Source organism: Pedobacter steynii (assembly GCF_900103665.1).
Classification (GTDB): domain Bacteria; phylum Bacteroidota; class Bacteroidia; order Sphingobacteriales; family Sphingobacteriaceae; genus Pedobacter; species Pedobacter steynii.
This window is the reverse complement of the sequence record NZ_FNGY01000004.1, coordinates 449,626-474,985: the sequence shown is the minus strand read 5'-3', so window position 1 is coordinate 474,985 and position 25,360 is coordinate 449,626. Positions and strand designations below refer to the sequence as shown.

15 protein-coding genes are annotated in these 25,360 nt (G+C 44.4%); 12 read left to right on the top strand and 3 right to left on the bottom strand.

Annotated features, from left to right (window positions below; translation table 11 throughout):
- Positions 1-5 precede the first annotated feature (5 nt).
- The 4 genes from BLQ87_RS14085 to BLQ87_RS14070 all read left to right on the top strand — a co-directional run bounded on the left by BLQ87_RS14085 (position 6) and on the right by BLQ87_RS14070 (position 7,737).
- Positions 6-1,703 (top strand): RagB/SusD family nutrient uptake outer membrane protein, encoded by a 1,698-nt coding sequence (locus tag BLQ87_RS14085; protein ID WP_074607705.1) that lies wholly within the window; start codon positions 6-8, stop codon positions 1,701-1,703.
- A 111-nt stretch (positions 1,704-1,814) separates the two neighbouring features.
- Positions 1,815-3,347 (top strand): glycoside hydrolase, encoded by a 1,533-nt coding sequence (locus BLQ87_RS14080; protein WP_083361864.1) that lies wholly within the window; start codon positions 1,815-1,817, stop codon positions 3,345-3,347.
- A 10-nt stretch (positions 3,348-3,357) separates the two neighbouring features.
- The gene (locus tag BLQ87_RS14075) at positions 3,358-5,205 is read left to right on the top strand and encodes a glycoside hydrolase family 35 protein (protein ID WP_074607954.1); all 1,848 of its coding nucleotides are present in this window, start codon (positions 3,358-3,360) and stop codon (positions 5,203-5,205) included.
- Between the two features lie 141 nt (positions 5,206-5,346).
- The gene (locus BLQ87_RS14070) at positions 5,347-7,737 is read left to right on the top strand and encodes a glycoside hydrolase family 127 protein (protein ID WP_074607951.1); all 2,391 of its coding nucleotides are present in this window, start codon (positions 5,347-5,349) and stop codon (positions 7,735-7,737) included.
- Positions 7,738-7,817: 80 nt separating this feature from the next.
- On the opposite strand, the gene BLQ87_RS14065 is transcribed toward BLQ87_RS14070, so the two are convergent.
- The 3 genes from BLQ87_RS14065 to BLQ87_RS14050 form a co-directional block, all read right to left on the bottom strand.
- Positions 7,818-8,756 (bottom strand): hypothetical protein, encoded by a 939-nt coding sequence (locus BLQ87_RS14065; RefSeq protein WP_074607703.1) that lies wholly within the window; start codon positions 8,754-8,756, stop codon positions 7,818-7,820.
- 136 nt (positions 8,757-8,892) lie between these two features.
- Entirely contained in the window at positions 8,893-9,594 is a 702-nt protein-coding gene (locus BLQ87_RS33195; RefSeq protein WP_083361863.1) for a DUF4240 domain-containing protein, read from the bottom strand.
- A 149-nt stretch (positions 9,595-9,743) separates the two neighbouring features.
- Complete coding sequence (locus BLQ87_RS14050; protein ID WP_074607701.1) at positions 9,744-12,101, bottom strand: glycoside hydrolase family 127 protein; 2,358 nt, start codon at positions 12,099-12,101, stop codon at positions 9,744-9,746.
- 270 nt (positions 12,102-12,371) lie between these two features.
- Here BLQ87_RS14050 and BLQ87_RS14045 point away from each other — a divergent pair, with 270 nt between their 5' ends.
- From BLQ87_RS14045 to BLQ87_RS14010, 8 genes are all read left to right on the top strand, one after another.
- On the top strand, positions 12,372-13,274 hold the full coding sequence (locus BLQ87_RS14045) for an AraC family transcriptional regulator (protein WP_074607699.1): 903 nt from the start codon (positions 12,372-12,374) through the stop codon (positions 13,272-13,274).
- 138 nt (positions 13,275-13,412) lie between these two features.
- Complete coding sequence (locus BLQ87_RS14040; protein WP_074607696.1) at positions 13,413-15,185, top strand: DUF885 family protein; 1,773 nt, start codon at positions 13,413-13,415, stop codon at positions 15,183-15,185.
- Positions 15,186-15,223: 38 nt separating this feature from the next.
- Positions 15,224-16,639 (top strand): APC family permease, encoded by a 1,416-nt coding sequence (locus BLQ87_RS14035; protein WP_074607693.1) that lies wholly within the window; start codon positions 15,224-15,226, stop codon positions 16,637-16,639.
- A 245-nt stretch (positions 16,640-16,884) separates the two neighbouring features.
- A complete protein-coding gene (locus tag BLQ87_RS14030) occupies positions 16,885-18,432 on the top strand; it encodes an alpha-N-arabinofuranosidase (RefSeq protein ID WP_143010445.1) in 1,548 nt (515 codons plus the stop codon).
- Positions 18,433-18,520: 88 nt separating this feature from the next.
- Positions 18,521-19,057 carry an RNA polymerase sigma factor gene (locus BLQ87_RS14025; protein ID WP_074607691.1) on the top strand — a complete coding sequence of 179 codons (537 nt, stop codon included), beginning with the start codon at positions 18,521-18,523 and terminating at the stop codon, positions 19,055-19,057.
- Between the two features lie 42 nt (positions 19,058-19,099).
- Positions 19,100-20,227 (top strand): FecR family protein, encoded by a 1,128-nt coding sequence (locus BLQ87_RS14020; RefSeq protein WP_074607688.1) that lies wholly within the window; start codon positions 19,100-19,102, stop codon positions 20,225-20,227.
- Between the two features lie 74 nt (positions 20,228-20,301).
- Positions 20,302-23,634, top strand: a complete 3,333-nt coding sequence (locus BLQ87_RS14015) for a TonB-dependent receptor (RefSeq protein WP_083361862.1) — start codon at positions 20,302-20,304, stop codon at positions 23,632-23,634.
- An 11-nt stretch (positions 23,635-23,645) separates the two neighbouring features.
- Positions 23,646-25,328 carry a RagB/SusD family nutrient uptake outer membrane protein gene (locus BLQ87_RS14010; protein WP_074607686.1) on the top strand — a complete coding sequence of 561 codons (1,683 nt, stop codon included), beginning with the start codon at positions 23,646-23,648 and terminating at the stop codon, positions 25,326-25,328.
- The last annotated feature ends 32 nt before the right edge of the window (positions 25,329-25,360 follow it).

Sequence of the window (25,360 nt, the reverse complement as noted above, 5' to 3'; positions counted from 1 at the left end):
TCAAAATGAAGTACAAATATAGCATACCAGTTTTTATTCTAATAGGCGGTGTACTGGCACTGAGTTCATGTAAAAAAGATTTTCTGGACGTAACGGCAACAGACCGGATTCCTACCAATACACTGGAATCGGATACAGCCGTATTTGAAGCTTTTGTGACCAACGAATACATTGGAACAAAGCTTCAGGATAAAGAAGCCGATGGTACAAATCCAGGGTTTGGCCGTGGCTTTGAATACAGCATGTGGAGTTCGTTAACGGACGAATCGATCTACAACAATGACGATGCCACCTGGATCATCCAGAGAGGGCAGCTGGCACCGGAAAGTCTGGGTGCATTGGGCGTGATTTGGGGCAGAAGTTACCGCAGTATCCGTGAATGTAATTACGCATTGACGGTGCTGGCAAAGATCCAGATGAGTGCTGCACATAAAACGATGCTGGAGGGTGAAATCAAATTCATCAGGGCATTCCGCTATCAGGACCTGATCAGAAACTACGGAAAAGTAGTGCTGATGGGCGATAAGGTGATGGGATTAAAAGACGACTTACAAGATCCTGCCTTGTTTAAACGGGCAACGATCAAAGAAGGGATCGATTATGTGGTTGCTCAGCTGGATGATGCCGCATCAAAATTACCTCAGGACAATAGCGGCAGCTGGGTTGGGGGAAGAGCCACAAAAGGTGCAGCGTTGGCGCTGAAATCCAGGTTAACCTTATATGCCGCAAGTCCATTGTATGCAGCAGGGACCTGGGAAGCTGCCGTTACAGCGGCACAACAGGTGATCTCGCTAAACAAATACAGCATTTATCAGGGCGGTTACGGGAATATGTTCCTGATCAACCAAAGCACAGAATCTATATTCGAACGGGTTTATACCAAAAATGCTAACCATGTACACCTGGAAATTGCAAACGGGCCAAATGGTTATGGCGGATGGGCAGGAAATACGCCTACGCAGACGATGGTGGAGGCCTATGACCTGACCAACGGCTTGCCTGCAAATGCAACTAATCCTTTATATGATCCGGCAAAACCTTATGAAAACCGAGATCCACGTTTTAAGGCGACCATATTGTACAATGGCGCGGCTTACCGGGAACGTAATATCGAAACCTTTATCCCGGGCGGAAAAGACAGCAGAGACGGAAACGACAACTGGAACACGACCAAAACCGGTTACTACCTTAAAAAGTTCATGAATGATGCTTATCCATTGCAAAATCCATGGGGCAATGCGGGTTTTCAACCCTGGATCTATTTCAGGTATGCGGAGATCCTGCTCAATTTTGCAGAAGCTGCGAATGAAGCCTATGGTCCTGATGCCGTTCCTTCCGGGGCTTCCTTCAGCGCGCGTCAGGCCATCAATATGATCCGTTCCAGAACAGGTGTAAACATGCCGGCAGTAATTGCTGTGGGACAAGATGCTATGCGTACGGCGATCAGACATGAGCGTCAGATCGAACTGGCATTTGAAGAACACCGTTTTTACGATGTCAGAAGATGGAAAATTGCAGAAGTGACAGAAAACCTGCCTTGCCGTGGAGTCATCATCACTAAAAATGGCGACGGCAGTTTCAGTTTTGCCAGTAAGATCGCGCTGGACGGACGCAAGTTTGAGCCCAAGCATTATTGGTTACCGATCCCAAGAGCTGAAATCCTTGCTTCGGGCAATAAGCTGGACCAAAACCCGCTTTATTAGGGTTTTTAAATACAGAGGCCTAAATACACACACTTAAATACACACGCACTTGAATACCTAAACTCCGGAAAGCCTGGCTTTCCGGATGTTTTTTATCCCAATTGAGAAGATATGTATAAGATTAAAAATCGGGTCATGGTGAAGATGACCTTTGCAGTTTTGCTGCTGCTGCCGGTCCTGACCAAAGGTCAGGATGTTCTTCCGGTTAGGATCCGGATAGACGCTGCTCATCCGATGCAAACGATAGAAGGATTCGGAGCTTCCGATGCCTGGACCTGTCAGTATGCCGGCCTTTGGCCCGAAGAGAAAAAAAAGAAAATGGCCGATCTGCTATTTAGCAATGACTTTGATGCCAAAGGAAATCCGGTCGGAATCGGACTGAACTTATGGCGTTTTAGCATCGGTGGCGGAAGCGATCAGCAAGGGACTGAAAGTGGGATCAGAGATAAATCCCGCAGACAAGCCTCCTTTTTAAAGCTAAACGGAACCTATGACGAGGCGGCAATGCCAGGGCAGATGTGGTTTATGAATGCCGCAAAAGCAAGAGGGGTAAAGAAATTTCTGGGTTTCGTGAACAGTCCTCATGTTAACTTCACCAAAAACGGAAAGGCTTTTTCCGGCGATGGTAAAAGCAACCTCGATTTCAGTAAGAAAAATGCCTTTGCTCAGGATCTCCTGAAAACCATTCAAATCATAAAAAAGCAGACTGGCATCACCTTGGATTACCTTAGCCCCGTAAATGAGCCCCAATGGAAATGGGATGAAGGCAAGCAGGAAGGATGTCCTTACACCAATGCCGAAATCGCAGAACTGGTGAGAACATTGAGCCCGGTTTTAAAGAATGGCGGAGTAAATACTAAAATACAAATTGCCGATGCAGGGCAACTGGATTACCTGACGGATCATAAAGACACCCCTAAAAGCCAGCAGATCTCTTATTTTTTCAATGCCGGATCGCCGGGATACCTTGCTAATCTGTCTAATCTGGACCGGAGCATTTCAGGACACAGCTATTTTACCACCAGCTCTGAAGAACGCTCCATCCGCATCAGAACAAAAGTAGCTGCCGAAGTAGAAAAGGTGAAAAATCTTCGGTTTTGGATGTCAGAATATTGTGTGCTTGGCGATAGCCTGTTGAAAGGAGAGGGCAGGGATACAGGAATGACCACGGCATTGTTTATCGCAAAACTAATGCACCATGATTTCAGCTATGCCAATGCCACTTCCTGGCAATGGTGGCTGGCCATTTCAGCAGGAGATTATAAAGATGGATTGGTGTACATCGACAGGGATAAAAACAAAGACAAAAACGACGGGACCGTTGTAGAAAGCAAAATGCTTTGGGGAATGGGGAATTATAGCCGTTTCATCCCTGAGGGAAGTCGCCGGTTACCAGTGAATATGGAAAATGGCGATCAGGTGTATACCTCAAGCTATAGCCATGCGGGTAAAATCATCACCGTCATTGTCAACACCCGAAAAGAAGCACTTTCCCTGGAAATCACAGGAATCAGCAAAAAACAAAGAAAAATTAAAACATACACGACCTCATCCGGACTAAGTCTGGCGGCTGGAACGGTCAATTCCAATTCCATCCACATTCTGCCGGAATCGATCACCACATTGATAACCGATGCACTATAATCAAACCCAAATGAAAATTTTAAGATCTATCTTTTGCATACTAGCCCTTCCTTTAGCGATAGTAACCAATACCGAAAAAGCCAATGCGCAGCAGCATACTTTCGCTCTGGGCGACAGCACCTTTCTGCTGGACAATAAACCTTTCCAGATCATCTCCGGAGAGATCCATTATCCCCGGGTTCCAAGAGCAGCCTGGAGACAGCGCATGAAAATGGCCAAAGCCATGGGACTGAATACAATAGGTACCTATGTGTTCTGGAACCTGCATGAGCCGGAAAAGAACAAGTTCGATTTTAGCGGCAACAATGACATCGCCGAATTTGTAAGAATTGCCAAAGAAGAAGGCCTTTGGGTGATCCTGAGGCCCAGCCCTTATGTTTGCGCAGAATGGGAGTTTGGAGGATATCCGTATTGGCTGCAAAATGAAAAAGGCCTGGAGGTAAGAAGCAAAGAAAAGCAGTATCTTAAAGAATATGAAACCTATATTAAAGCAGTAGGTAAACAGCTGGCTCCTTTACAAATCAATCATGGTGGTAACATCCTGATGGTACAGGTAGAAAACGAATATGGCTCTTACAGCAATGATAAAGAATACCTTTCCATCAATAGAGAATTATTTAAGGAAGCCGGATTCGACGGATTGCTGTACACCTGCGATCCGGAAGCAGACCTGAGCAATGGACACTTGCCGGGCTTATTGCCCGCCATCAACGGACAGGACAATCCGGCCATCGTGAAAAGCAAAATTAAAGCCCTGAATGAAGGTAAAGGCCCATTCTTTATTGCCGAATGGTACCCTGCATGGTTCGACTGGTGGGGAACGCCTCATCATACCGTTCCTGCAGAAAAGTATACCGGTAAACTGGATGCGGTATTAAAGGCAGGTATTTCCATCAACATGTACATGTTCCATGGAGGCAGTACCCGCGGCTTTATGAATGGCGCCAATTATAAAGAGACTACGCCCTATGAACCGCAGATCAGCAGTTACGACTATGATGCTCCATTGGATGAAGCCGGTAATGCAACAGACAAATTCATGAAGTTCAGGACGGTGATTCAAAATAACCTGCCAGCCGGACAAACACTTCCAGAGGTTCCGGCAGCAAAACCTTCCATGACCATTCCGGCGATTCAGTTTCAATCTGCGATCAAAGTCGCTGATCTTTTAACGAATCCTGTACGCAATCTAAAACCCATGACTTTCGAAGACCTGAATCAGGCCTATGGATTTGTCTGGTACCGCAGTACCTTAAACGGAGGCAAAACAGGAACGCTGAAAATCAAAGAACTGAGAGATTATGCGGTCATCATGGTCAATGGAAAACGTATAGGTACCCTGGATCGCCGAAATGCTCAGGACAGCCTGTCGATCAGTTTGCCGAAAGGAAAAGTAACACTGGATATTTTGGTAGAAAACCAGGGAAGGATCAACTTCGGACCTAACCTGCTTAAAAATAAAAAGGGAATCACTGCATCTGTTAGTTTTGCAGGTACTGAAGTTAAAAACTGGACGATGTTTAAACTGCCTTTCCTTACGGTTAACCAATTGAAATTCAAGTCCGCCTACAAAGCCGATCATACCCCTGTAGTCAGAAAAGGAACATTTACCCTGAACACCATTGCCGATACTTATCTGGACATGCAGAAATGGGGGAAAGGTATGGTTTGGGTAAACGGTAACAACCTTGGTAAATACTGGGAAGTGGGACCGCAACAAACGCTTTACCTGCCTGCAGAATGGTTAAAGAAAGGAAAAAATGAAATAGTCGTATTGGAACTGAACAAACCGGAGCAAACTACTTTATCCGGATTGGCCAAACCGATCCTGGACCAGGTAAAACCGAATGTGAAATAGTACATCCGGGGGGAGGGTTAAGATACAACCTCATCTGGTTAAATTTTGAGCATTGATCAACCGGCCGGTTCTATACTTTTACATTCACATCTATAGACCTGACCTCATATTTCAAGAAAACACACGATGAAACCAACCAAGATGAAATCATTACTCCTGATACTGACTGCCGGAACGACGGTACTCCCTGCAAGTGCACAGCAGAAAAAAGACTATCCCATACAGCCTGTTGCTTTTACGCATGTGCATGTAAATGATCAGTTCTGGGCACCAAAGATGCAGGTGAATGCTGCGGTGACCATTCCTTATACTTTGCAGAAGTGCGAAGAGAACGGCCGGATCAACAACTTCCGGATGGCGGCACATGAAGTTGAAGGAGGGACACTTTCTCAGTTTACCTTTGATGATACCGATGTCTATAAAGTCATAGAAGGGGCATCGTATGCGATGCAGGTGAAGAAAGATCCGGCAATGGAACGTTATATCGATTCCCTGATTACCATCATCGGCAAAGCACAGGAAAAAGATGGTTACTTATATACCTTCCGGACGGCAAATGTAAAGAAGCCCCATGAATGGGTGGGTAGCAAAAGGTGGGAAAAGGAAGAAGACCTGAGTCATGAACTTTACAATTCGGGGCATTTATATGAATCTGCGGCCGCTTATTTTGAAGCAACAGGAAAACGTACATTATTAAATATCGCGCTCAAAAATGCCGATCTGCTGGTCAGGGATTTTGGTCCGGGGAAACTCCAGATCTATCCTGGCCATCAGATTGTCGAAATCGGCCTTGTTCGCCTGTATCGCATTACGGGAAATCAAAAATACCTGGACCTGGCCAAGTTTTTCCTCGACGTAAGGGGCCCCAAAGGCGATGCCTACAATCAGGCGAATGCCAGGGTCGTTGATCAGAAAACCGCTGTGGGCCATGCCGTTCGTGCCACCTATATGTATACCGGAATGGCAGATGTTGCCGCGCTGACTGGCGATCAGAATTACCTCAATGCCATCGATAAAATCTGGGAAGATGTGGTCTATAAAAAGTTATACATCACAGGTGGCATCGGCGCTACGGGTAATGGCGAAGCCTTCGGAGAAGCGTATCAGTTGCCAAACATGTCTGCCTATGCGGAAACCTGTGCGGCCATTGCCAACATTTACTGGAACAGCAGAATGTTCCAGCTGCATGGGGATGCAAAATATATGGACGTATTGGAAAGAACCCTGTACAATGGGTTGCTTTCGGGCGTATCATTAAGCGGCGACCGTTTCTTTTACCCAAATCCACTGGCTTCTATGCATCAACACCAGCGCAGTGCCTGGTTTGCCTGCGCCTGCTGTATCTCTAACATGACACGGTTTTTGCCTTCTGTTCCAGGTTATGTTTATGCACAGAACAACAACGACCTTTATGTGAATTTGTTTATGAGCAATACTGCTGATGTGAGCCTTAAGGCCACTAAAGTGACGCTTACTCAATCCACAGGCTACCCATGGAATGGAAAGGTAGACCTAACGGTTAACCCTGCAAAGTCATCCACTTTTGCCCTTCATATCCGGATCCCCGGCTGGGCGGTACAGTCGCCGGTACCAGGCGACCTTTATCGCTATATGGATGCTCCTAAGGCTGCTTTCAAATTGCTGTTAAACGGTGAACCTGCAAATTATAAAATGGTCAAAGGTTATGCGGTTGTAGAACGCAAATGGAAAAAAGGCGACCAGCTGACGCTTGATCTGCCAATGGAGGTAGAAAAGGTACTGGCCAATGCAAAGGTAAAAGACGATGTGGGCAGATTTGCTTTTCAGCGCGGACCAATCGTGTATTGCCTGGAAGGACCGGACAACAAAGATGGCCTGGTTCAAAATATCATGGTCGACAAAAATGCAAAGGTAACCACTGCATTTAACAAAGATAAATTAAACGAAATCCAGGAGATCTCGGTAGAAGGAACAGGTACCAAAAGACAACTGAATTCAGACGAACTGATTGAGGTAAAGCAAAACGTAACTGCCATTCCATATTATGCCTGGGCCAACCGCGGACCAAGCGACATGACCGTTTGGATTCCTTATGAAGCTTCTTCCGCACGTCCGCAACCTGCACCCACCATTGCTTCGCTAAGTAAGGTGAGTTCTTCCTCAGATAATCCGCGTTTGCTGGAGGCGATCAGAGATCAATACGAGCCGGCAGATTCCAAAGATACCAGTTATCCCTATCTGCACTGGTGGCCAAAAAAGAACAGCAAAGAATATGTGCAATATGATTTTGCAGCAGCACAAACCGTTTCGGAATCAGCAGTTTATTGGTATGATGACCAGCCCTGGGGAGGTTGCCGCATCCCGGTTTCTTATCAGGTACTGTACCTGAAAGCCGGGAAATGGGTCCCGGTTGAGATCAGCAGCGATTCCGGGATCGCTAAAGACCAGTTTAATGTGCTGAAGTTTAAACCGGTAAATACCAAAGCCCTGAAGCTGGAGATTCAACTACCAGTAGAACAATCCTCAGGGATTCACGAATGGAAAGTGAAATAAAAGAGAAATGGCCGGCATTTATGCCGGCCATTCTTTTGCAGTACTATCGTATTTATACTACCTAAAAATATAAGATGTTTTTAATTTAATAGTTTGCCGGTTCTTACATCTAATTTTGAAGTCAAACTCTTTTTATCTCCATTATAGCTTAAAACCTCTGCTTCAACTGTTAAAATGTTATTTTCGACAACTTGCTTTTTGATGGTGATTCTGTCAGATTCAACAAGAGAAGGGAAAAGATATGCACCAAATATTGGCTTTTCAAGATTTGAAATATCTCTTTTTATTACGAAACGGGGCTCATTTAGATCTAAAAATTCAGTCATAGACAATGGAACATAATTTCTGTTTTTTTTGCTGAAAAAGCTTCCTTTGTACGAGACTACTAACATATTGTCAGCTGAATATATATCATTTGTCGTTGATGAATTTCCATTTGGCAAGCCTAAACTTGTTTTGGATATAATCACTGTATTATTAAACCAAGGGCCAATGAATGGGGTGTAAGTAGACTTTTCATCAAATTTTACCTCCGTATATTCATTTGTAATTGCGCGGGCGTTTGTGTTTATCCTGATTAAAGATTCAACAAATGGAGTATGATCAACCTGAGCGTTTCCATCTCTAAGTTGCTTGTTGAGATAAATGGTTCCGTTTACTTCAATAATATCAAAATAATTTATAGAGTTCAATTTTATAGTTGTCCCATAAGGCCCTTTTATTTCAGTCGGATCATCATCAAAGGTTTTCGTGGATAATTCATTCCCACTGCGGTCAAAATAACCCAACCAATATTTCTGGTTTTTTTCGCCCACCACCAGGTAAGCACCTTTACTGTCTTTAAAAAGTTGCGATTTAATAGATAGACCTTGCTTATCACTAGGTTTCAATTTTAACCGGTTGACCAAAGAATCATTGCCTAAACTTACCTTATTTTCATTTGTAGGGCTTGACTCATTCTTGCTGCAGGCGGTAATAATAAGGATAAGGCTAAATAATGTTAGTAATTGTCTTTTCATTGAAGCGTGTTTATTTTTTATTTATTTTAATTTCCAATATTTATACATTTTATATGCAAAGGCGCAAATGTAAGTACAACAAATGAATTTTAGTGCTGATCTGATTGCTTCTTTTCTTTAGGATAGGAATATTGATTTATGCCAGCCAGCCTTTTTCGTTGCTATAGGTTTCATAGGAAAGCCTGGTATACAAGTTCTCATCTTCCGTTCCCATTTTTTGATTATAGGCTTCATCTGCCAGATATAGCAAAGCCTCAAAATCCATTTCTTCCGGCATTTCGGTGGGGTTATTGACCACAAGCTGATAATATTCTTTTCCGTTTGCCACCACACAACATCGTACATAAAGGAAATAATCCACCGAAAAATGTTTGCCATCTTTATAAGAATCCGGACCGATATTGGAAGCATAAGCAAGACCATCGAGCTGATGTAACTTTTCCGAGAGAATTTCAGCGAACTCCTGAATGTCTGCTACTTCCATTGCAACCAGTTTCTTTAACGCTGGTTTTAATACCGCGTCATCGTCTCCTGTCTTTTTCCAATTGAAAGCGGCGATGACCTCCCAGAATACTTCTTCGTCCATCGGCCTGTAGGTTGAAGCTGCTTTTTCGGGAATGGCCTGATCCGCTGATAATTCTTTATAACCGCTACGCTGCTTGTCCAGAATCAGTTTTTCCACTTCTTTGCTACAACTATTTTCGTCTGTAAACTGCTTCGTATTTTCCCTTGGTTTTGCGCCCACTTTACCAAATGTAACCGTATAGCTTGTGCCTGATATTTCGACCGTCCAAAGTTTGTTCGATTCTCCTTCCTGATTTAAAAACGTTCTCTTCATTGGTAAATAGTTTTATTGCTTGTGCGCCTAAAATAGAACTAAATTTCCTGGAATGAAAATAGAAATGACCAGCCAGATGTCCTGGCTGGTCATTTCTACATTCGGTATTTTACCTTATTACCGAATTGATCCCGTTTATTGCTGAACCGCTATTGCTTAACTGCGCGGATCACATAAATTGGTCCTGCGCTGTTTTTTGCTTTCGGAACCAGTTTCACCGTTACTTTATTTTTGCCATTGGTCAATGTTGCCGGTATCGGGTAAGAGATCTCATAAAAGCGACTTTCCTTATACTTGTTCAAATCCTCTGTGGCAATCAATGTTCCATCCACAAATACTTCGAAGTTCCGGCCCCGGTTGTCCATTCCCCAATAGGAAGCGATAAGCGTGTTGGATAGTTTCGGATCTGTTTTCATATCAAACTGAAGGAACCCTTCCTCTCCGGCCATCCTCCATTTTTTCCCATGTTCCTCACCACTCTGCGCTTTCTCCGATAAGAAATTATGGTCCCTTTCCGGTTGCATCTCTCCAAATCTGAAAAGATCCGTCGTCCTGTCGTCCAGCTCTTTTTGCATGCGTTTTTGTTCTTCATACAGTTTTTGCTGTACGACCCATTGTTCAGGCGTAAATACATCCCAATAAACACTGTAATGCTGATTTTCTGTTTGGTTGAAAGGGATGAGTGTCACATCATGAGGTTTTGCAACTCCCGTCGTTTTGAAGCTGAGTTGTTTCTGATCTACCATTTTTAACCATTCTTTCGGGTCTTGTTCCGCACTTACAAATACCGGCACACCCTTTACCGGATCTGGTTCCGTTAAACCCAGGTCGCCAGCCAACAGTACCGGACCATAGAATACCGCCCTGCGGTTAGGGTTGTCTGGCATGGCCTCCGTATACAATTTTTCAGGCGTGGTATATTCAATTTTATCGTTGTTTTTCCAGTTTCTCCGGATCACGTAATAACCGTTTTCTTCCGTTACTTTTTCTGATTTTCCGTTTACCAGAATTTTAGCATCAGGCGACCATTTAGGTTTTCTGATTCGGATGGCAAAGTTGGAAGCCTTAGCCACAGTGATCAGCAAGCTGGTTTTATCTCCATGAGGCAGGGCCGATTCCTGTGTGATCTTCAGGCCTTTTTCCTTCCAGTTCAATACCGAAGGAATAAACAGGTTTACATATAAACTCCCATCTGCGCCTTTAAAGTAAATGCTTTCATTATACTTCACATGGTTTTCCATCCCTGTTCCTACACAACAGGTAAAGCTATTGAATTCATCGCTGTATTCTTTTTTTCCGCCCATGCGTAAGGGCACAAAATAGCACATCATACCGGTATGGTGATTTTGAGAAGCAAGGATATGGTTGTACAATCCTTTTTCATAATAGTCGAAGAAAGTAGAAGAGGGATCAAGTGTGAACAGATGTTGGGTCAGTTTCAGCATATTATAGGTATTGCAGGTTTCCGTGGTATTCTCCGTCAGCCGGTCGTTCAGTTGATCCGGCTCTGATAAATACTCATAATTGCTATTACCTCCGGTTACATAAGAATGGTGGTTGACTACTGTTTTCCAGAAAAAATCTGCGATCGCCAGATCTTTTTTATCACCCGTCAGCTGATACCTCCTGGCACTGGCAATAACTTTCGGAATCTGGGTATTGGAATGTTTCCCCGGCAAAATGTCTTTCTGTTCTGCCAGTGGATCCAGAACCCGTTTGTCATAGAATTTGTAGGAAAGCGCCAGATATTGCTGATCCCCGGTAATGGCATATAGATTTACCAGGGTTTCGGCCATGCCACCATATTCACAAATGAGCATTTTCTGGATTTGTTCCTCCGTCAGGTGGTTAATGGTGGCAGCTGTCCATTTGGCCAGTCCTTTTGCGGCGGTTAAAGCTTTTGGATTCCCTGCATACAGGTAGGCATCTAATAAACCAGCCATGATTTTATGGACGGTATACCAGGGTGCCCACCCACCGTTCAGGTCGAAACCCCGGGTTTCAATATCTCCTTTTGCAACTCTGGCCCAAATCGTGTCTTCATTGGGAATCGCGCCTATGTATCCGGTTTTACGTGCCTGTTGACCAGCAATGAGTTCATCTACGATGTAATTGATTCTTTTCAACAGTTCCGCATCTTTTGTCGCCGCATATTGAAAGGAAATGGCCGACAAATAATGGCCAAGGCTATGCCCCGCCAGACCGTCGGACTCCCAGCCACCGTATTTCTTTGCCTTTTCTGATAAGCCGGCATTGGCCCTGAAGCCAGATAATAAACGATCTGACTCTATTTTAAGCAGATACGCTACATCTGCATTCATGGCGGTTTTGAAGGGGCTTTCTAAAAGCGATACTTCCGAAAGCTGGAATGCATAGGCTTTAATGGGGACGGCATTTTTAACGGCCATCCTGGGATCGTTCAACCGCGGTACATAGGATTGGGCAAGCGCTGATGAAGTGTACAGCAATGCCGCCGCTATCAGATTGGTGCAAAGGGTTCTGTTCATAGTGTTTAATTGGTGTCTATCTTAACTGTCATAAAATTAGGCAATTAAGCCGTATGGGATATTGCCTGATTTCGCCGATACTGCTTGTATTTTAGCAATTGTATCAGGCAACTAATTTCCTGCAATTAATAAGCGTTAACTTGACGTATATTAGCATGTGTTGACCGTATTTTAACTTGTTTACTGTTGAATTCTTCGGTAGTTGTTAATATCTGTACATTAATCTCAATTGATGCTCAGCAACCAAACTGCTAACTAAAACAACCGACCATGAAAGTGCTTCCTTTTACTTTGCTTGTACCGGATGATAAAAGTGTAATATCCGAACAGATTGAGCTACCTTATTTTTATCAATACCTTCACCGTCATGAGGAATGGCAGATCACCTGGGTAGAGCGGGGAGAGGGTACCCTCATCGCCGGCAATAACATGCATGCCTTTCGTTCCGGGGATCTTTTTTTAATCGGCGCAAACCTGCCTCATTTATTTAAAAGTAATCCCGAGTATTTTATGGGGGATAAAAATAAGTGTGTGAAGGCCAGATCTGTCTTTTTCAATCCTGACGGACGCCTCGCAGGCCTGTTCAAAATGCCCGAGTTGAACGCCGCCAGTTCCTTTTTGAAGAACAACAAGCATGGCTTTAAAATTCCGGAAAGGCATACTGCGTTGTTATCTGAACGGATACAAGAGCTGCATGAAGCTACAGGATCGGCTGTTTTATTTGCTTTTCTAAGTTTAATGGAGGGACTTCAAGGGGTAGAAGAAGGCGCAGAGCCACTTTGCCCTGACTTTTACGCTTCCAATCTTTCAGAACACGAAGGCATGAGGCTCAGCAACATCATTAACTTCATTATGCGCAACTATAACAACCGCATAGACCTGGAGGATGTGGCCAACGCAGCTTACATGACCCCTCAGGCTTTTTGCCGCTATTTTAAAAAACATACCGGACATACCTTCATCTCTTTTTTAAATGAAGTGCGGATCAATGATGCCTGTAAAAGCCTGGTCTCTGATGATAAGCCGGACTGTATTTCAGGTATTGCTTATAAAGCAGGTTTCAATAGCATCGCCAACTTCAACCGGGTGTTTAAGAATTTAATCGGGCGCTCGCCAAGAGCCTATATAGACGAATACAATAATGTAAGCCGGATCACCAGCATTGCAGGCTGAACAAATCCTGCCAATTGCTACAGATATTAACTCGTTTTGACCGTATTCTAACCAGTTTACTGTAGAATTCCTGACTGGCAGTTAATAGCTGTACATTGATACTCAACACCTAAGACGAACCAAAACAAAGACCACCAAATGAATAAACCATACCAATTATTGCTGATGATGTGCCTGCTGCCATCAGTTATTTTTTCGCAGGAAAAAGGAACACCCAGTCTCTATGAGCAAACCAGCGAAATGGGAACCACCATCATTACCTATCAGCAGGATGTCAAAGCCATTCGGGATTTTTACTGGCCTTACGTGATTGACGGCACTTATCCGGAGATTGCCCGGGTCTATTATTCGCCCGAACAGCGGAACCGCCTGCTCAGCGTTCAAAAAGAATACCTGAAAAGAATGGAACAACTGGAATTTGATGCTTTCAGTGTCTATGGAAAGGTAGATTACCTCTTGCTGAAAAAAGAAATCAGGAGCGAAATCTCGGAGTTGGAAAAAGCAGAGGTCAATGAAAAGACGATCCTTCAATATATCCCTTTTGCATCTGGAATTTATGCGGTTGAAAAGGAAAGGCGGAGAGGTAAAGCAATGGATTGGCCCGCTGTAGCCGCAAAGTTAAATGCGATTGCAAAAGAGGTAGGGGCTTTGAATGCCATATCGATCAACAAAACAACGCTGAACAAAGCGCAATTAAAAAACATCAAAGATGCGATATACGGGCTGAAGACGAGATTAAGAGGGGTTTATGAATTTTACAAAGGCTATGATCCTTTGTTCGATTGGTGGCTGCCTAAGCCCTATGAAACATTGACCCAGGCTTTAAACAATTACGCTTCCCTATTTTCCGAAAAACAGAGCGAAGCACCTGCTCAAAAAGATAGCAATTACGGAATAAAAGGAAATCCGATCGGGCAGGCAGACCTGACCGCACAATTAAAAGCGGAAATGATTCCCTATAGTCCGGAAGAACTCCTGAAAATCGCGGAGAAGGAATTTGCATTTTGTGATCAGGAGTTGTTAAAGGCGGCTGCAGAAATGGGTTTTGGGAAAGATTGGAAAAAAGCCCAGGAGAAAGTTAAACAAAGTTTTGTCGCACCGGGTAAACAGCCTGAACTGATTGTACAATTGCAGGATGATGCCCTGGATTTTATCAAAAAACAGAACTTAATGAACATTCCTGAGCTGGCAAAAGAAACCTGGGGAATGGTCATGATGTCTGCAGAAAGGCAACTGGTTAATCCATTTTTTACAGGAGGCCGGGAAATTAGTATTTCCTATCCAACTGCGGGCATGACCGACGGAGATAAACTGATGAGCATGCGGGGCAACAATCCTTACTTTTCAAGAGGAACGGTACAGCATGAGTTATTGCCGGGTCATCACCTGCAATATTATATGAATAGCAGGTACAAAAATTACCGGGAGCTGTTTACCACGCCCTTTGGAATTGAAGGATGGACCCTGTACTGGGAACTGCTTTTGTACGATAAAGGTTTTGCCAAAAGTCCCGAAGAGCGGATTGGAATGTTATTCTGGAGAATGCACCGCTGTGCAAGAATCATTTTCTCCCTCAATTATCATTTGGGTAAATGGACGCCTGGACAGTGTGTGGACTTCCTCGTAGACCGTGTAGGACATGAGCCGGCGAATGCAGAAGGGGAAGTGCGCAGGTCCTTTGAAGGTGGCTATAGTCCATTATATCAGGTGGCCTATATGATTGGAGGATTGCAATTGATGGCGCTAAAACACGAGCTGGTAGACAGCGGAAAAATGACCTATACCGACTTTCATGAGCGGGTCATGAAGGAGAACCTGATTCCTATAGAAATGGTCAGGGCAACCTTAACGGGACAGTCCTTAAAAAGAGATTTTACCACTCAATGGAAATTTTACGATTTCAACAAGTAACCCCATAACCTTAAACTAAACCAACCAAACTACATTTCATGAAACCACAACCTACAGAATTTAAGTCTTCACTCCGGCTAATTGATGCAACCATGCTCGTTGCGGGTAGCATGATCGGATCCGGGATATTTATTGTCAGTGCAGACATTACCAGAAATGTGGGAAGTTCGGGCTGGTTGCTGGTGGTCTGGCTGATCACCGGATTTATGACCTTAACTGCAGCCTTAAGTTATGGCGAATTAAGTTCCATGTTTCCGAAAGCAGGAGGGCAGTATGTGTATTTAAAAGAGGCTTACAATCCACTGGTCAGTTTCCTCTATGGCTGGAGTTTTTTTACAGTCATTCAAACGGCAACGATTGCTGCAGTGGGGGTCGCTTTTGCCAAATTTACGGCCTACCTGCTGCCTCAGTTTAGCGAAGACCGGGTGATTGCTGATCTTGGCTTTCTGCAGATTTCGCCCGCGCAGCTGCTGGCGATTGTCATCATTGTTGTTTTAACTTATGTGAACAGCAGGGGGGTAAATGCAGGGAAATCGATCCAGACTTTCTTTACCATGGCGAAGTTGCTCAGCCTCTTCGGCCTGATTGTATTTGGTTTGTTCTTCATGAAAAAAGAGGTTTGGGAGCTCAACTGGAAAGATGCCTGGGAACTGAAACCGCTGGCAGGATCAACGGGGATAGGTACTTATACGACATTGGCGGCTTTTGGTGCCATCGCGGCAGCGATGGTAGGTTCCATTTTCAGCAGCGACTCCTGGCACAATGTGACCTTCGTAGCGGGTGAGATTAAAAATCCGAAGAGAAACATCGGACTGAGTTTAGCATTGGGTACGATCATGGTGACCGTCTTATATATTTTAACCAATATCATGTACACCGGTGTCCTCTCCCTTCATGACATCGGACATGCCGATAAGGATAGGGTAGCGGTTTCCGCTGCTCAGGTGATCTTCGGCTCATCGGGAACGGTGATCATCGCACTGATGATCATGGTCTCCACCTTTGGATGTAATAACGGATTGATCATGGCAGGGGCAAGGGTCTACTACTCTATGGCGAAAGATGGCCTTTTCTTTAAAAAAGTCGGTACGCTGAACAAGAATTCGGTACCTGCTTTTGGCCTTTGGATCCAGTGTTTTGTGGCTTGCCTTTGGTGCCTTAGTGGTAAATATGGAGACCTGCTGGATATGATCTCCTTCGTGGTCGTGATGTTTTACATGCTGACCATAGGAGGGATTTTTATCCTCAGAAAAAAGCGCCCGGATATAGAACGTCCCTATAAGGCTTTTGGATATCCGGTTTTACCACTGATCTACATCGTAATGGGGCTGGCATTCTGTGTGTTATTGATCATCTACAAACCTCGTTTTACCTGGCCGGGCCTGATCATCACATTGATCGGTATTCCTGTTTATTTTATCATTGCTAAACTTAAAAATAACAAAAGCGCTTAGGTTACAGTTGCTCCTTCCATAATAAATTCCTGAGCAGTGGCAAAACCCATTCCGTTTGTTCCACCTGTAATTAAGGTTCATACAGTTGACTGGCAATAAAATCCGAAACTTGCTGAACAAATTCTGATGGCGCAGATCGAATACTAATTAAGGTGAAATGGAAATCATTAATAAACGTCTTTTTGACAATTAATACTAATTGTATATATTCGATACACAATTAACCAAATAAACCGAAGTCATCCATGATGTTCAAAAAAAAACTATTTCATAAGCTAGGCCTTTCCCTGCTCATTCTGGGCAGTAGCCAGTCGCTCATGGCGCAACAAACAACGGTCACCTTAAAGGCAGATCAAGCCGCCGGACAAATCAGCAAACATATTTACGGGCACTTTGCCGAACACCTCGGTCGTTGCATCTATGATGGCTTTTACGTAGGGGAGAACTCCAAAATCCCAAATACCGCAGGGGTAAGAAATGACATCGTTGCTGCTTTAAAGAATCTCAACATTCCAAACCTAAGATGGCCGGGCGGCTGTTTTGCTGACCGCTACCATTGGAAAGATGGAATAGGACCTAAAGATCAGCGCCCTTCAATTGTAAATACCATGTGGGGAGGGGTAACGGAAGACAATAGTTTTGGAACCCACGACTTTCTGAATATGTGTAAACTTCTGGGTACAGAACCTTACCTGGCTGGGAATACAGGAAGTGGAACGGTGCAGGAACTGGCAGATTGGGTGCAATATGTGAATTTTGAAGGACGGAGCCCGATGTCTGATCTGCGGGTTAAAAACGGACAGGAAAAACCATGGGAAGTAAAGTTCTGGGGAGTAGGAAATGAAGCCTGGGGTTGCGGAGGAAGCATGACGCCGGAATATTATGTGGGCGAATACCGCAAGTATGCCACCTTTATGGAAGGAAAAAATTTATATAAAATAGCTTCAGGTGCGAACGGGGATGATTACCATTGGACGGAGACGTTAATGAAAGGAATTCCGCTGAACCTGATGGATGGTATCGCCTTACACCATTATTCAGTTCCAAACTGGGATAAAAAGGGCCCCTCAACGGGCTTTAGTGAACAGCAGTATTTCGAGACCATGAAAAGCGCTTTACGCATGGAGGAACTGATTACCAAACATACCGCAATTATGGACAAATATGATCCAAAGAAGAAAATCAGCCTGGTGGTGGATGAATGGGGCGGATGGTATGACGTGGAAAAAGGAACAAACCCGGGGTTTTTATACCAGCAGAGCACGATGCGTGATGCCATGATCGCAGGGGCTACGTTAAATATTTTCAATAACCACAGTGACCGTGTTAAAATAGCCAATCTTGCACAATGTGTCAATGTTTTACAGGCGGTCATTCTGACCAGCGGAGAAAAAATGCTGCTTTCTCCAACCTACCACGTAATGGAAATGTATAAAGTACATCAGGATGCTACTTTGATCCCGGTAGAAGTTAAAACAGAGGACTATGTTTTTGGCAATGAAAAACTGCCCTCAGTTTCTGTGTCGGCATCAAAGGATGCAACAGGACTTACCCATATTTCTGCAGTCAACGTCAATAGAAATAAGGAAGAAGAAGTACAGATCGACGTTACCGGAAAAACTTATAAATCTGTTTCCGGACGTATCCTGACGGCTGCGAAAGTCGATGATCACAATACGTTCGAAAATCCGGAGGCTGTTAAGCCGGCGGTTTTTAAAGCTGCAATTTTAAGAGATGGGAAACTGAAGATTAAACTTCCGCCATTTTCGGTGGTCGTGCTGGAATTGAAGTAAATCCGTCAAATAGCCCTATCCTTTCCTTACCTGAGCCCCGGTTATTTGCTTTTTTGTCCGTTAACTTTTATCTTGTTAAACATTGTGTATGAGGGACGAAGACCAAATCTTATTAGATCGGCTCAGGACGGGAGATCAGTCTGCCTATGAAGCCATATTTAAGAAGTATTATAAAATGCTCTCTGCAAAAGCTTATTTTATGCTCGATGACGAGATGGAGGCGGAAGATCTGGTTCAGACCTTGTTTGTCTCCATTTGGCAAAAAGCCAGGTTTCATAGCATTAATACTTCTTTAAATGCTTATTTACTCCGGGCAGTACACAATCAGTGTATCATGTGCCTTAGAAAAAGAAAGGTTTCGGAACGCAGACTCAATGAATATAGCCTTAGCCTTGATGAGCCGATACATGAAGAGGCAATAGAATCGGACAGAAACGAGGATACCCTTAACCTGGCTTTTAATGAACTGCCCAGTCAACGGCAGAAAGCATTTAAGCTGGTTTACATGGAAGATAAAAAATATAAGGAGGCAGCACACGAGATGGGGCTTTCGGTGAATTCAATAAAAACACATTTAAAGCTTGCAGTAAAGGCTTTACAAAAAAAACTGATCAATTTTAAATGAACATTCACCTAAACTGAGAATAAATGCGTCTAATAGTTAGTAATGGAATATAACAAGGAATACATACAGGGACTTCTATTTGAAAAGATCACCGGGACAATTAGTGAGGAGGATAACTTCATTGCTGAACAAGCCATTGAGCAGGATGCCGGGCTGAGGGAATTCTGGGAAACATTACTTGTGAAAATGAAAAGTGCCAAAGGAAGTTCATTTTTATCGGGATTAGATGCGGATGCCGCATGGAGTAAAACCGGGCCTCGTTTTAATGAAATGTCAGATTCGTTTTTTTACCGGAACCGGCGGATGCTTTATGGCGCAGCTGCAGTATTGATACTTGCGCTTCCTTTTGTATGGTATTTTAGTTCTACAACAGATACCACATTCGTGGTTCCCGAACAAATCTCTAAACAGGTACACCTTAAAATCGAAAATGGTACTGCTGTTGACCTTTCCTCTGATCGCATTGTTACAGTAGGGCAGACCCATTTTAATGCCAATCAAAAGGAATTAAGCTATACCTCCGGTGATGCCGGGCCTAAGGAATGGGCAACACTTGTTGTGCCCGCTGCAAAAGACTATAGGATTAGTTTATCAGATGGCACACAGGTTTGGCTAAATGCAGCTTCCAGTTTGCGTTTTCCTGTTCAGTTTGGACCTCAGCAGGCAAGGGAGGTTTATTTGTCAGGGGAAGCTTACTTCGAAGTTGCGAAAAACCCGGAACAGGAATTTATAGTGCATACCAACGGCCCGGACATCCATGTTCACGGAACTTCTTTTAATGTTAATGCATACGAACAGGGCCGTTTTGCAGCTGCTCTGGTAGCCGGTTCTGTGTCGGCCACGACTAAACATCAAAGCATTAAATTAAAGCCGGGGCAGGAAGCCATACTTGAGCGGGGCAATTTGCAGACCAGACCATTTGATGTACAGAATGTACTTTCCTGGAGAAACGGAACTTATTTTTTTCATAAACAACCTTTGTCGGAAATTGCAACCGTGCTTAGCCGTTGGTTTGACGTAAAGATCGCCTGGAAAACACCTGAAGTTGCGGAACAGACTTTTACCGGAGAGATCGATAAAAAGCTGCCAATAGAGGTCGTCATTGCTAATTTACAACTATCTTCAGGTATTAAAGCAGAGCTTAAAAATGGTACGCTGACCTTCCAGTAATTTTTTTTAAAATTCCATTCACCCATTTGGGCAAGTGCAGCGTCATTAGGCAAACCTTTTATAAACCTAAATGTATGCTTAAACAACTTACCCGATCGGGCCGGCTTGTATTGCCGGTTGTTTTCTTGCTGCTGCTGGCCTTAGCGGGCCAAAGCCAGACCGGCACCAGCAAGATCAATCTTAAAGGCAGGAACATCAGCCTGGCCGAAGTATTCAAATCTATAAAAAAGCAAACGGGATTCACCGTATTTTACAGCAATAAGCTGTTGGACGATTCAGAGCTCATCTCTGTGGATTTTGCCGGAGAAGCGCTGAACACTGTAATGAATAGTATTTTGAAGGGCAGGCAGCTGGACTGGCTGATTAAAGAAAAGTACATTGTATTGCAAAGAGCCACACCACCGACTCCACCTCAACCGCGTAAAACGGACCCCGCCAATGTGGACAAGGTGCAGCAGCTCAGGGGGACGGTAACTGATGGAAGCGGAAGTCCTTTACCGGGCGTCAGCATCAGGCGGAAAGATGTCAACTTAGGAACAGTGACAGATACGCAGGGCCGTTATCTAATTGAAGCTCCGGCCGGTACTGCTCTGGTGTTTTCCTATGTAGGCTATGGTAGCCAGGAAATAACGGTCGGCAGTCAGGTTACACTTCATGTAAAACTGTTGGAAGACGATGCCGACCTGGCTGAGGTGGTGGTGGTGGGCTATGGAACTCAGAAAAAAGTAAACCTTACCGGAGCGGTTTCCATGGTTTCCGGAAAGGAGCTGGCTGCACGGCCAATGGGGCAGACGTCTGCTGCCTTGCAGGGGATGGCACCCGGTGTTACGGTGAAACAGAGCTCCGGGAGGCCCGGCGCTGATGGAGGAAATATCCGCATTCGGGGTGTAGGTACCATAAGTGCTTCGGCAAATGATCCTACTGCATTTAATGGCGCCAATCCCCTGGTGATGATCGATGGGATCGAAGGCTCCATGAATAACATAGACCCCAACCTGATTGAATCGATCTCCGTTCTTAAAGATGCAGCTTCTTCTTCCATTTACGGTTCCAGAGCTGCGAATGGTGTGATCCTGATCACCACCAGGAGAGCGACTGCAGATCAGGTTAGCATTTCTTATCACAATTATATCGGATGGCAGGATCCAACCAATATGCCAAAATTGGTGAATGCGCTTGATTATATGCTGCTGATCAATGAAGCCTATGTAAATACTGGCCGTACGCCTCTTTACGCAGATGCATTGGTTCAGAAATACCGTGAACAGAATGGCGTTAATTCGGATCTGTACCCGAATACAGATTGGCAAAAGGAAACCTTAACTGGGTCGGGTTTGCAGCAAAGCCATTTTATTACTATTCAGGGAGGTACACAAAAAGTGAAAATGCTGGGCTCCTTTGGGCTTTTTGACCAGAAAGGGATCATTGAAAACTCAAGCTTCAAACGGTATACGATACGCAATAATGCCGACATTACTTTTTCGGACAAGCTGAAAGCGAAGATCGATCTGCAATATGTAAATGCCATCACGACCGATCCCGCTGTCGGTTCCGGTGAAATCTTCCAATGGATGAATGGCCTTCCTGCAAACCTGATTGGTGTTAATGAAAGTGGCCAATGGGGAGTGGGCTGGAATGGTAACAATCCGATGTCGGCCAGTAAAGACGGAGGTACGAACAGGACAAGAGCGCCATTTGGAAGTATCAATGCCATTGTCAATTATAAACCACTGGAATGGCTGGAGGCTGAGGCCGCTTATTCTCCAAAATATGCACTTACATCTGGCAAGAACTTTAGAAAAGCCATTCAGTCTTACCTGCCCAACGGCAGTCTCAGTTTCCGTACTCCGGCGCTGACTTCCCTGAATCAGTCGCAGACACAGTCTTTCTTTAACAACCTCCGGGCTACGCTCACAGCAAGTAAAAACTTAAAGGATCATACCTTTAAATTGCTGATTGGTGGATCCAGAGAGGATTATTATGCAGAATGGATTTCTGCCTATCGGGATACGTATGTTCTTCCGGAATATCCTGTTCTGGATGGGGGTTCCGCTTCGAACCAACAGGCTAAAGGCAGCGCGGAGGAATGGGCATTACAATCACTGTTCAGTAGGTTCAATTATAGTTATAAGGGGAAATACCTGCTGGAACTGAACGCACGCTATGATGGCTCCTCCCGCTTTTCAAATGGCAATAAATACGGATTCTTTCCCTCTGCTTCAGCAGGATGGCGAATTTCCGAAGAAGGTTTTTTTAGTGGGTTGAAAAATACCATCAATGAGGCGAAACTGAGGTTTTCCTGGGGAAAACTTGGCAATCAGAACATAGGAACTTATCCTTCTACAGCTGCACTGATACTTGAATCTACGGCTATGGGTAAACAGATTGTGAACACAGTGGCATTAAATGACCTGTCTAACAAAAATATATCCTGGGAGACTACTGAAGAGAAAAATATTGGTATTGACCTGACGCTTTTTAATAACCTGAGCATAACGGCCGACTATTACCGCAGGCGCACCCGGGATATTCTGTTGTTACTGGATATCCCGTTGATCATCGGTTTGAACAGGCCCAATCAAAATGCAGGTACGGTAGATAATAAAGGCTGGGAGTTAGGCATAGCCTATAAAGGAAGCCTGAAGGATTTTAATTACAATGTGAGCTTCAATTTGTCGGACGTAAAAAATACGGTGGCTGACATGAAGGGAATTAATCAGACCGGACTTACCGTAAACCGTGAGGGACATTCCAGTTTATCTCTTTTTGGATATGAGGCACAAGGTCTGTTCTCTTCCGATGAGGAAGTGGCTGCGCATGCAAAACAATTCGGTATGGTGAAGGCGGGCGATATTAAATACAAAGATCAGAATGGCGATGGTTTGATCAATGAGAGCGATAAAGTGATCATTGGTGGAACCATTCCAAGGCTTACCTATGCGGCCAGCCTTGGGGCTGCCTATAAAGGCTTTGATTTATCAGTACTGCTGCAGGGGGTGGGTAAGGCCAATGGTTACCTGAATGGGCCGGGTGTTCAGCCCTTCAGCGTTGGAGGTGCACTGGGAGGGACGATTCGTGAAGAAAACAAGGACCGCTGGTCAGTGGAGAATCCCAATGCAAAATATCCAAGGTTAGCTTTTGGAGAATCGAATAATGAGCAGGCTTCCAGTTTCTGGGTTAGAGATGCCTCGTATTTGCGCATCAAAAATATCCAATTGGGATATACCTTATCTGCCGGCCTCGCAAAAAAGCTGAGTATCAAACGCCTCAGGCTTTTTGCCAATGGTTCAAATCTGGCTTCATTTGACCGCTTTCTTAGCGGATACGATGTGGAAGCACCAGTGGGCTCAGGAAGTATTTATCCCCAGGTTAAGTTATACAGTCTTGGTCTGGAAGCAACATTTTAAAGATAAAACAGATGAAAACAAACTTATACCTCATTATACTGGCGACTGTTTTAATAACAGTGAGTCCATCCTGCAAAAAAGGATACCTGGATAAAAACCCTTTGTCGGGCCCTTCAGATGAAACATTTTTCGTGAACCAGGAAGAACTCCTATTGGCCGTTAATGGCCTGTACAGGTATGCCGCCTATTCGCCGCTCGATGCAATGCCGCTGAACCTTACAATAGATGATGGCACTGATATAGGATGGGACCGTAACAACAGCGCCCTGCAAAGTCTGGGCAAGGGTAATCACGACAGTAATAACCTCTATGCAAGAGAGGTCTGGACTCAGGCTTACATCGTAATTGCCAAATGTAATTTTGTGCTTGACAATATTGAAAAAGTAAGAGATAAAACTACCCCGGCAATATTTAACCGGTCGAAAGCCGAAGCCCGGTTTTTACGTGCCTATACTTACCAGTACCTGTCGGACCATTTCGGAGGTGTACCACTGGTGACCCATATGTTAAAACTGGAAGATGCACAGATTGCCAAAACTCCGAAAGCAGCGATAGTAGATTATGTCATGCAGGAATTAACTGAATGTGCTCCAGATCTTCCGGTAATTTATACAGGAACTGATGTTGGAAGAGCGAGCAGGGCTGCCGCACTGGCAATAAAAGCACGCACCGCATTGAACAATGACAGGTGGGCCGAAGCTGCGGATGCTGCGAAGGCGGTGATGGACCTGAATGTTTACAGCCTGCACAATAACTTTTGCGCTTTGTTTAGTTATGCAGGGCAGAATTCCAAAGAGATCATCTGGGCCTTTCAATACCTCCGTGCTTCAAAAACTAAAACCCACTCTACACCCAATAACCTCCTTTCCAGGAACGGACAGGGATTCTCAAACAAGGTGCCTTCACAGTCTCTGGTCGATGTATACCCGTGTACTGATGGCTTAAACATTGATGAATCTCCGCTTTTTAACCCTGCTGACCCTTATAAAAACAGGGATCCCAGACTTGGATTTACCATTGCATTGCCGGGATCAGTATTTTACAATTATCAGTTTGAAACCCATAGGGACAGTTTGAAATGCTGGAATTATAATACCACACCGGCTACGCGGGTAGACAATCAGGAGGCAATTAATGCTTTTGCAACCTTTACCGGCTATTGCTGGAGGAAATACGTTGACCTTGAAGATAAACCCGACCGGACCAATTCTGAGCTGAACGTGATTCAGATCAGGTATGCTGAAATCCTGCTGATCTATGCGGAGGCAAAAAATGAACTCAACCAGCTGGATCAGTCGGCTTACGATGCCATCAACCTGATAAGAACCCGGCCAGGTGTAAATATGCCTGTGATCGTTGCAGGAAAAACACAAGCCGGCTTTAGGAGCCTGGTACGTAAAGAACGTATTTATGAACTCGCTATGGAAGGCTTCAGGATGTCTGACCTGCGCAGGTGGAAGATTGCCGAAAAGGCCATGAACGGAAATTTTTATGGCAGGGTACAAAGGGGATTACTTGCTGCTGCACCTCATATTGATGAAAATGGTTTAGCAGATTATTCTGGCCTGCCAAACCGTGCAGATCTGAGGGTGATAGAACAGCGCAGCTTTAATAAGGAGCGGGATTATCTCTGGCCGATTCCGAATATCGAGACGGTTACCAATACGAAACTAATTCAAAACCCCAACTATTAATTCATCGGTTTTATTTGACCATATACTTATCA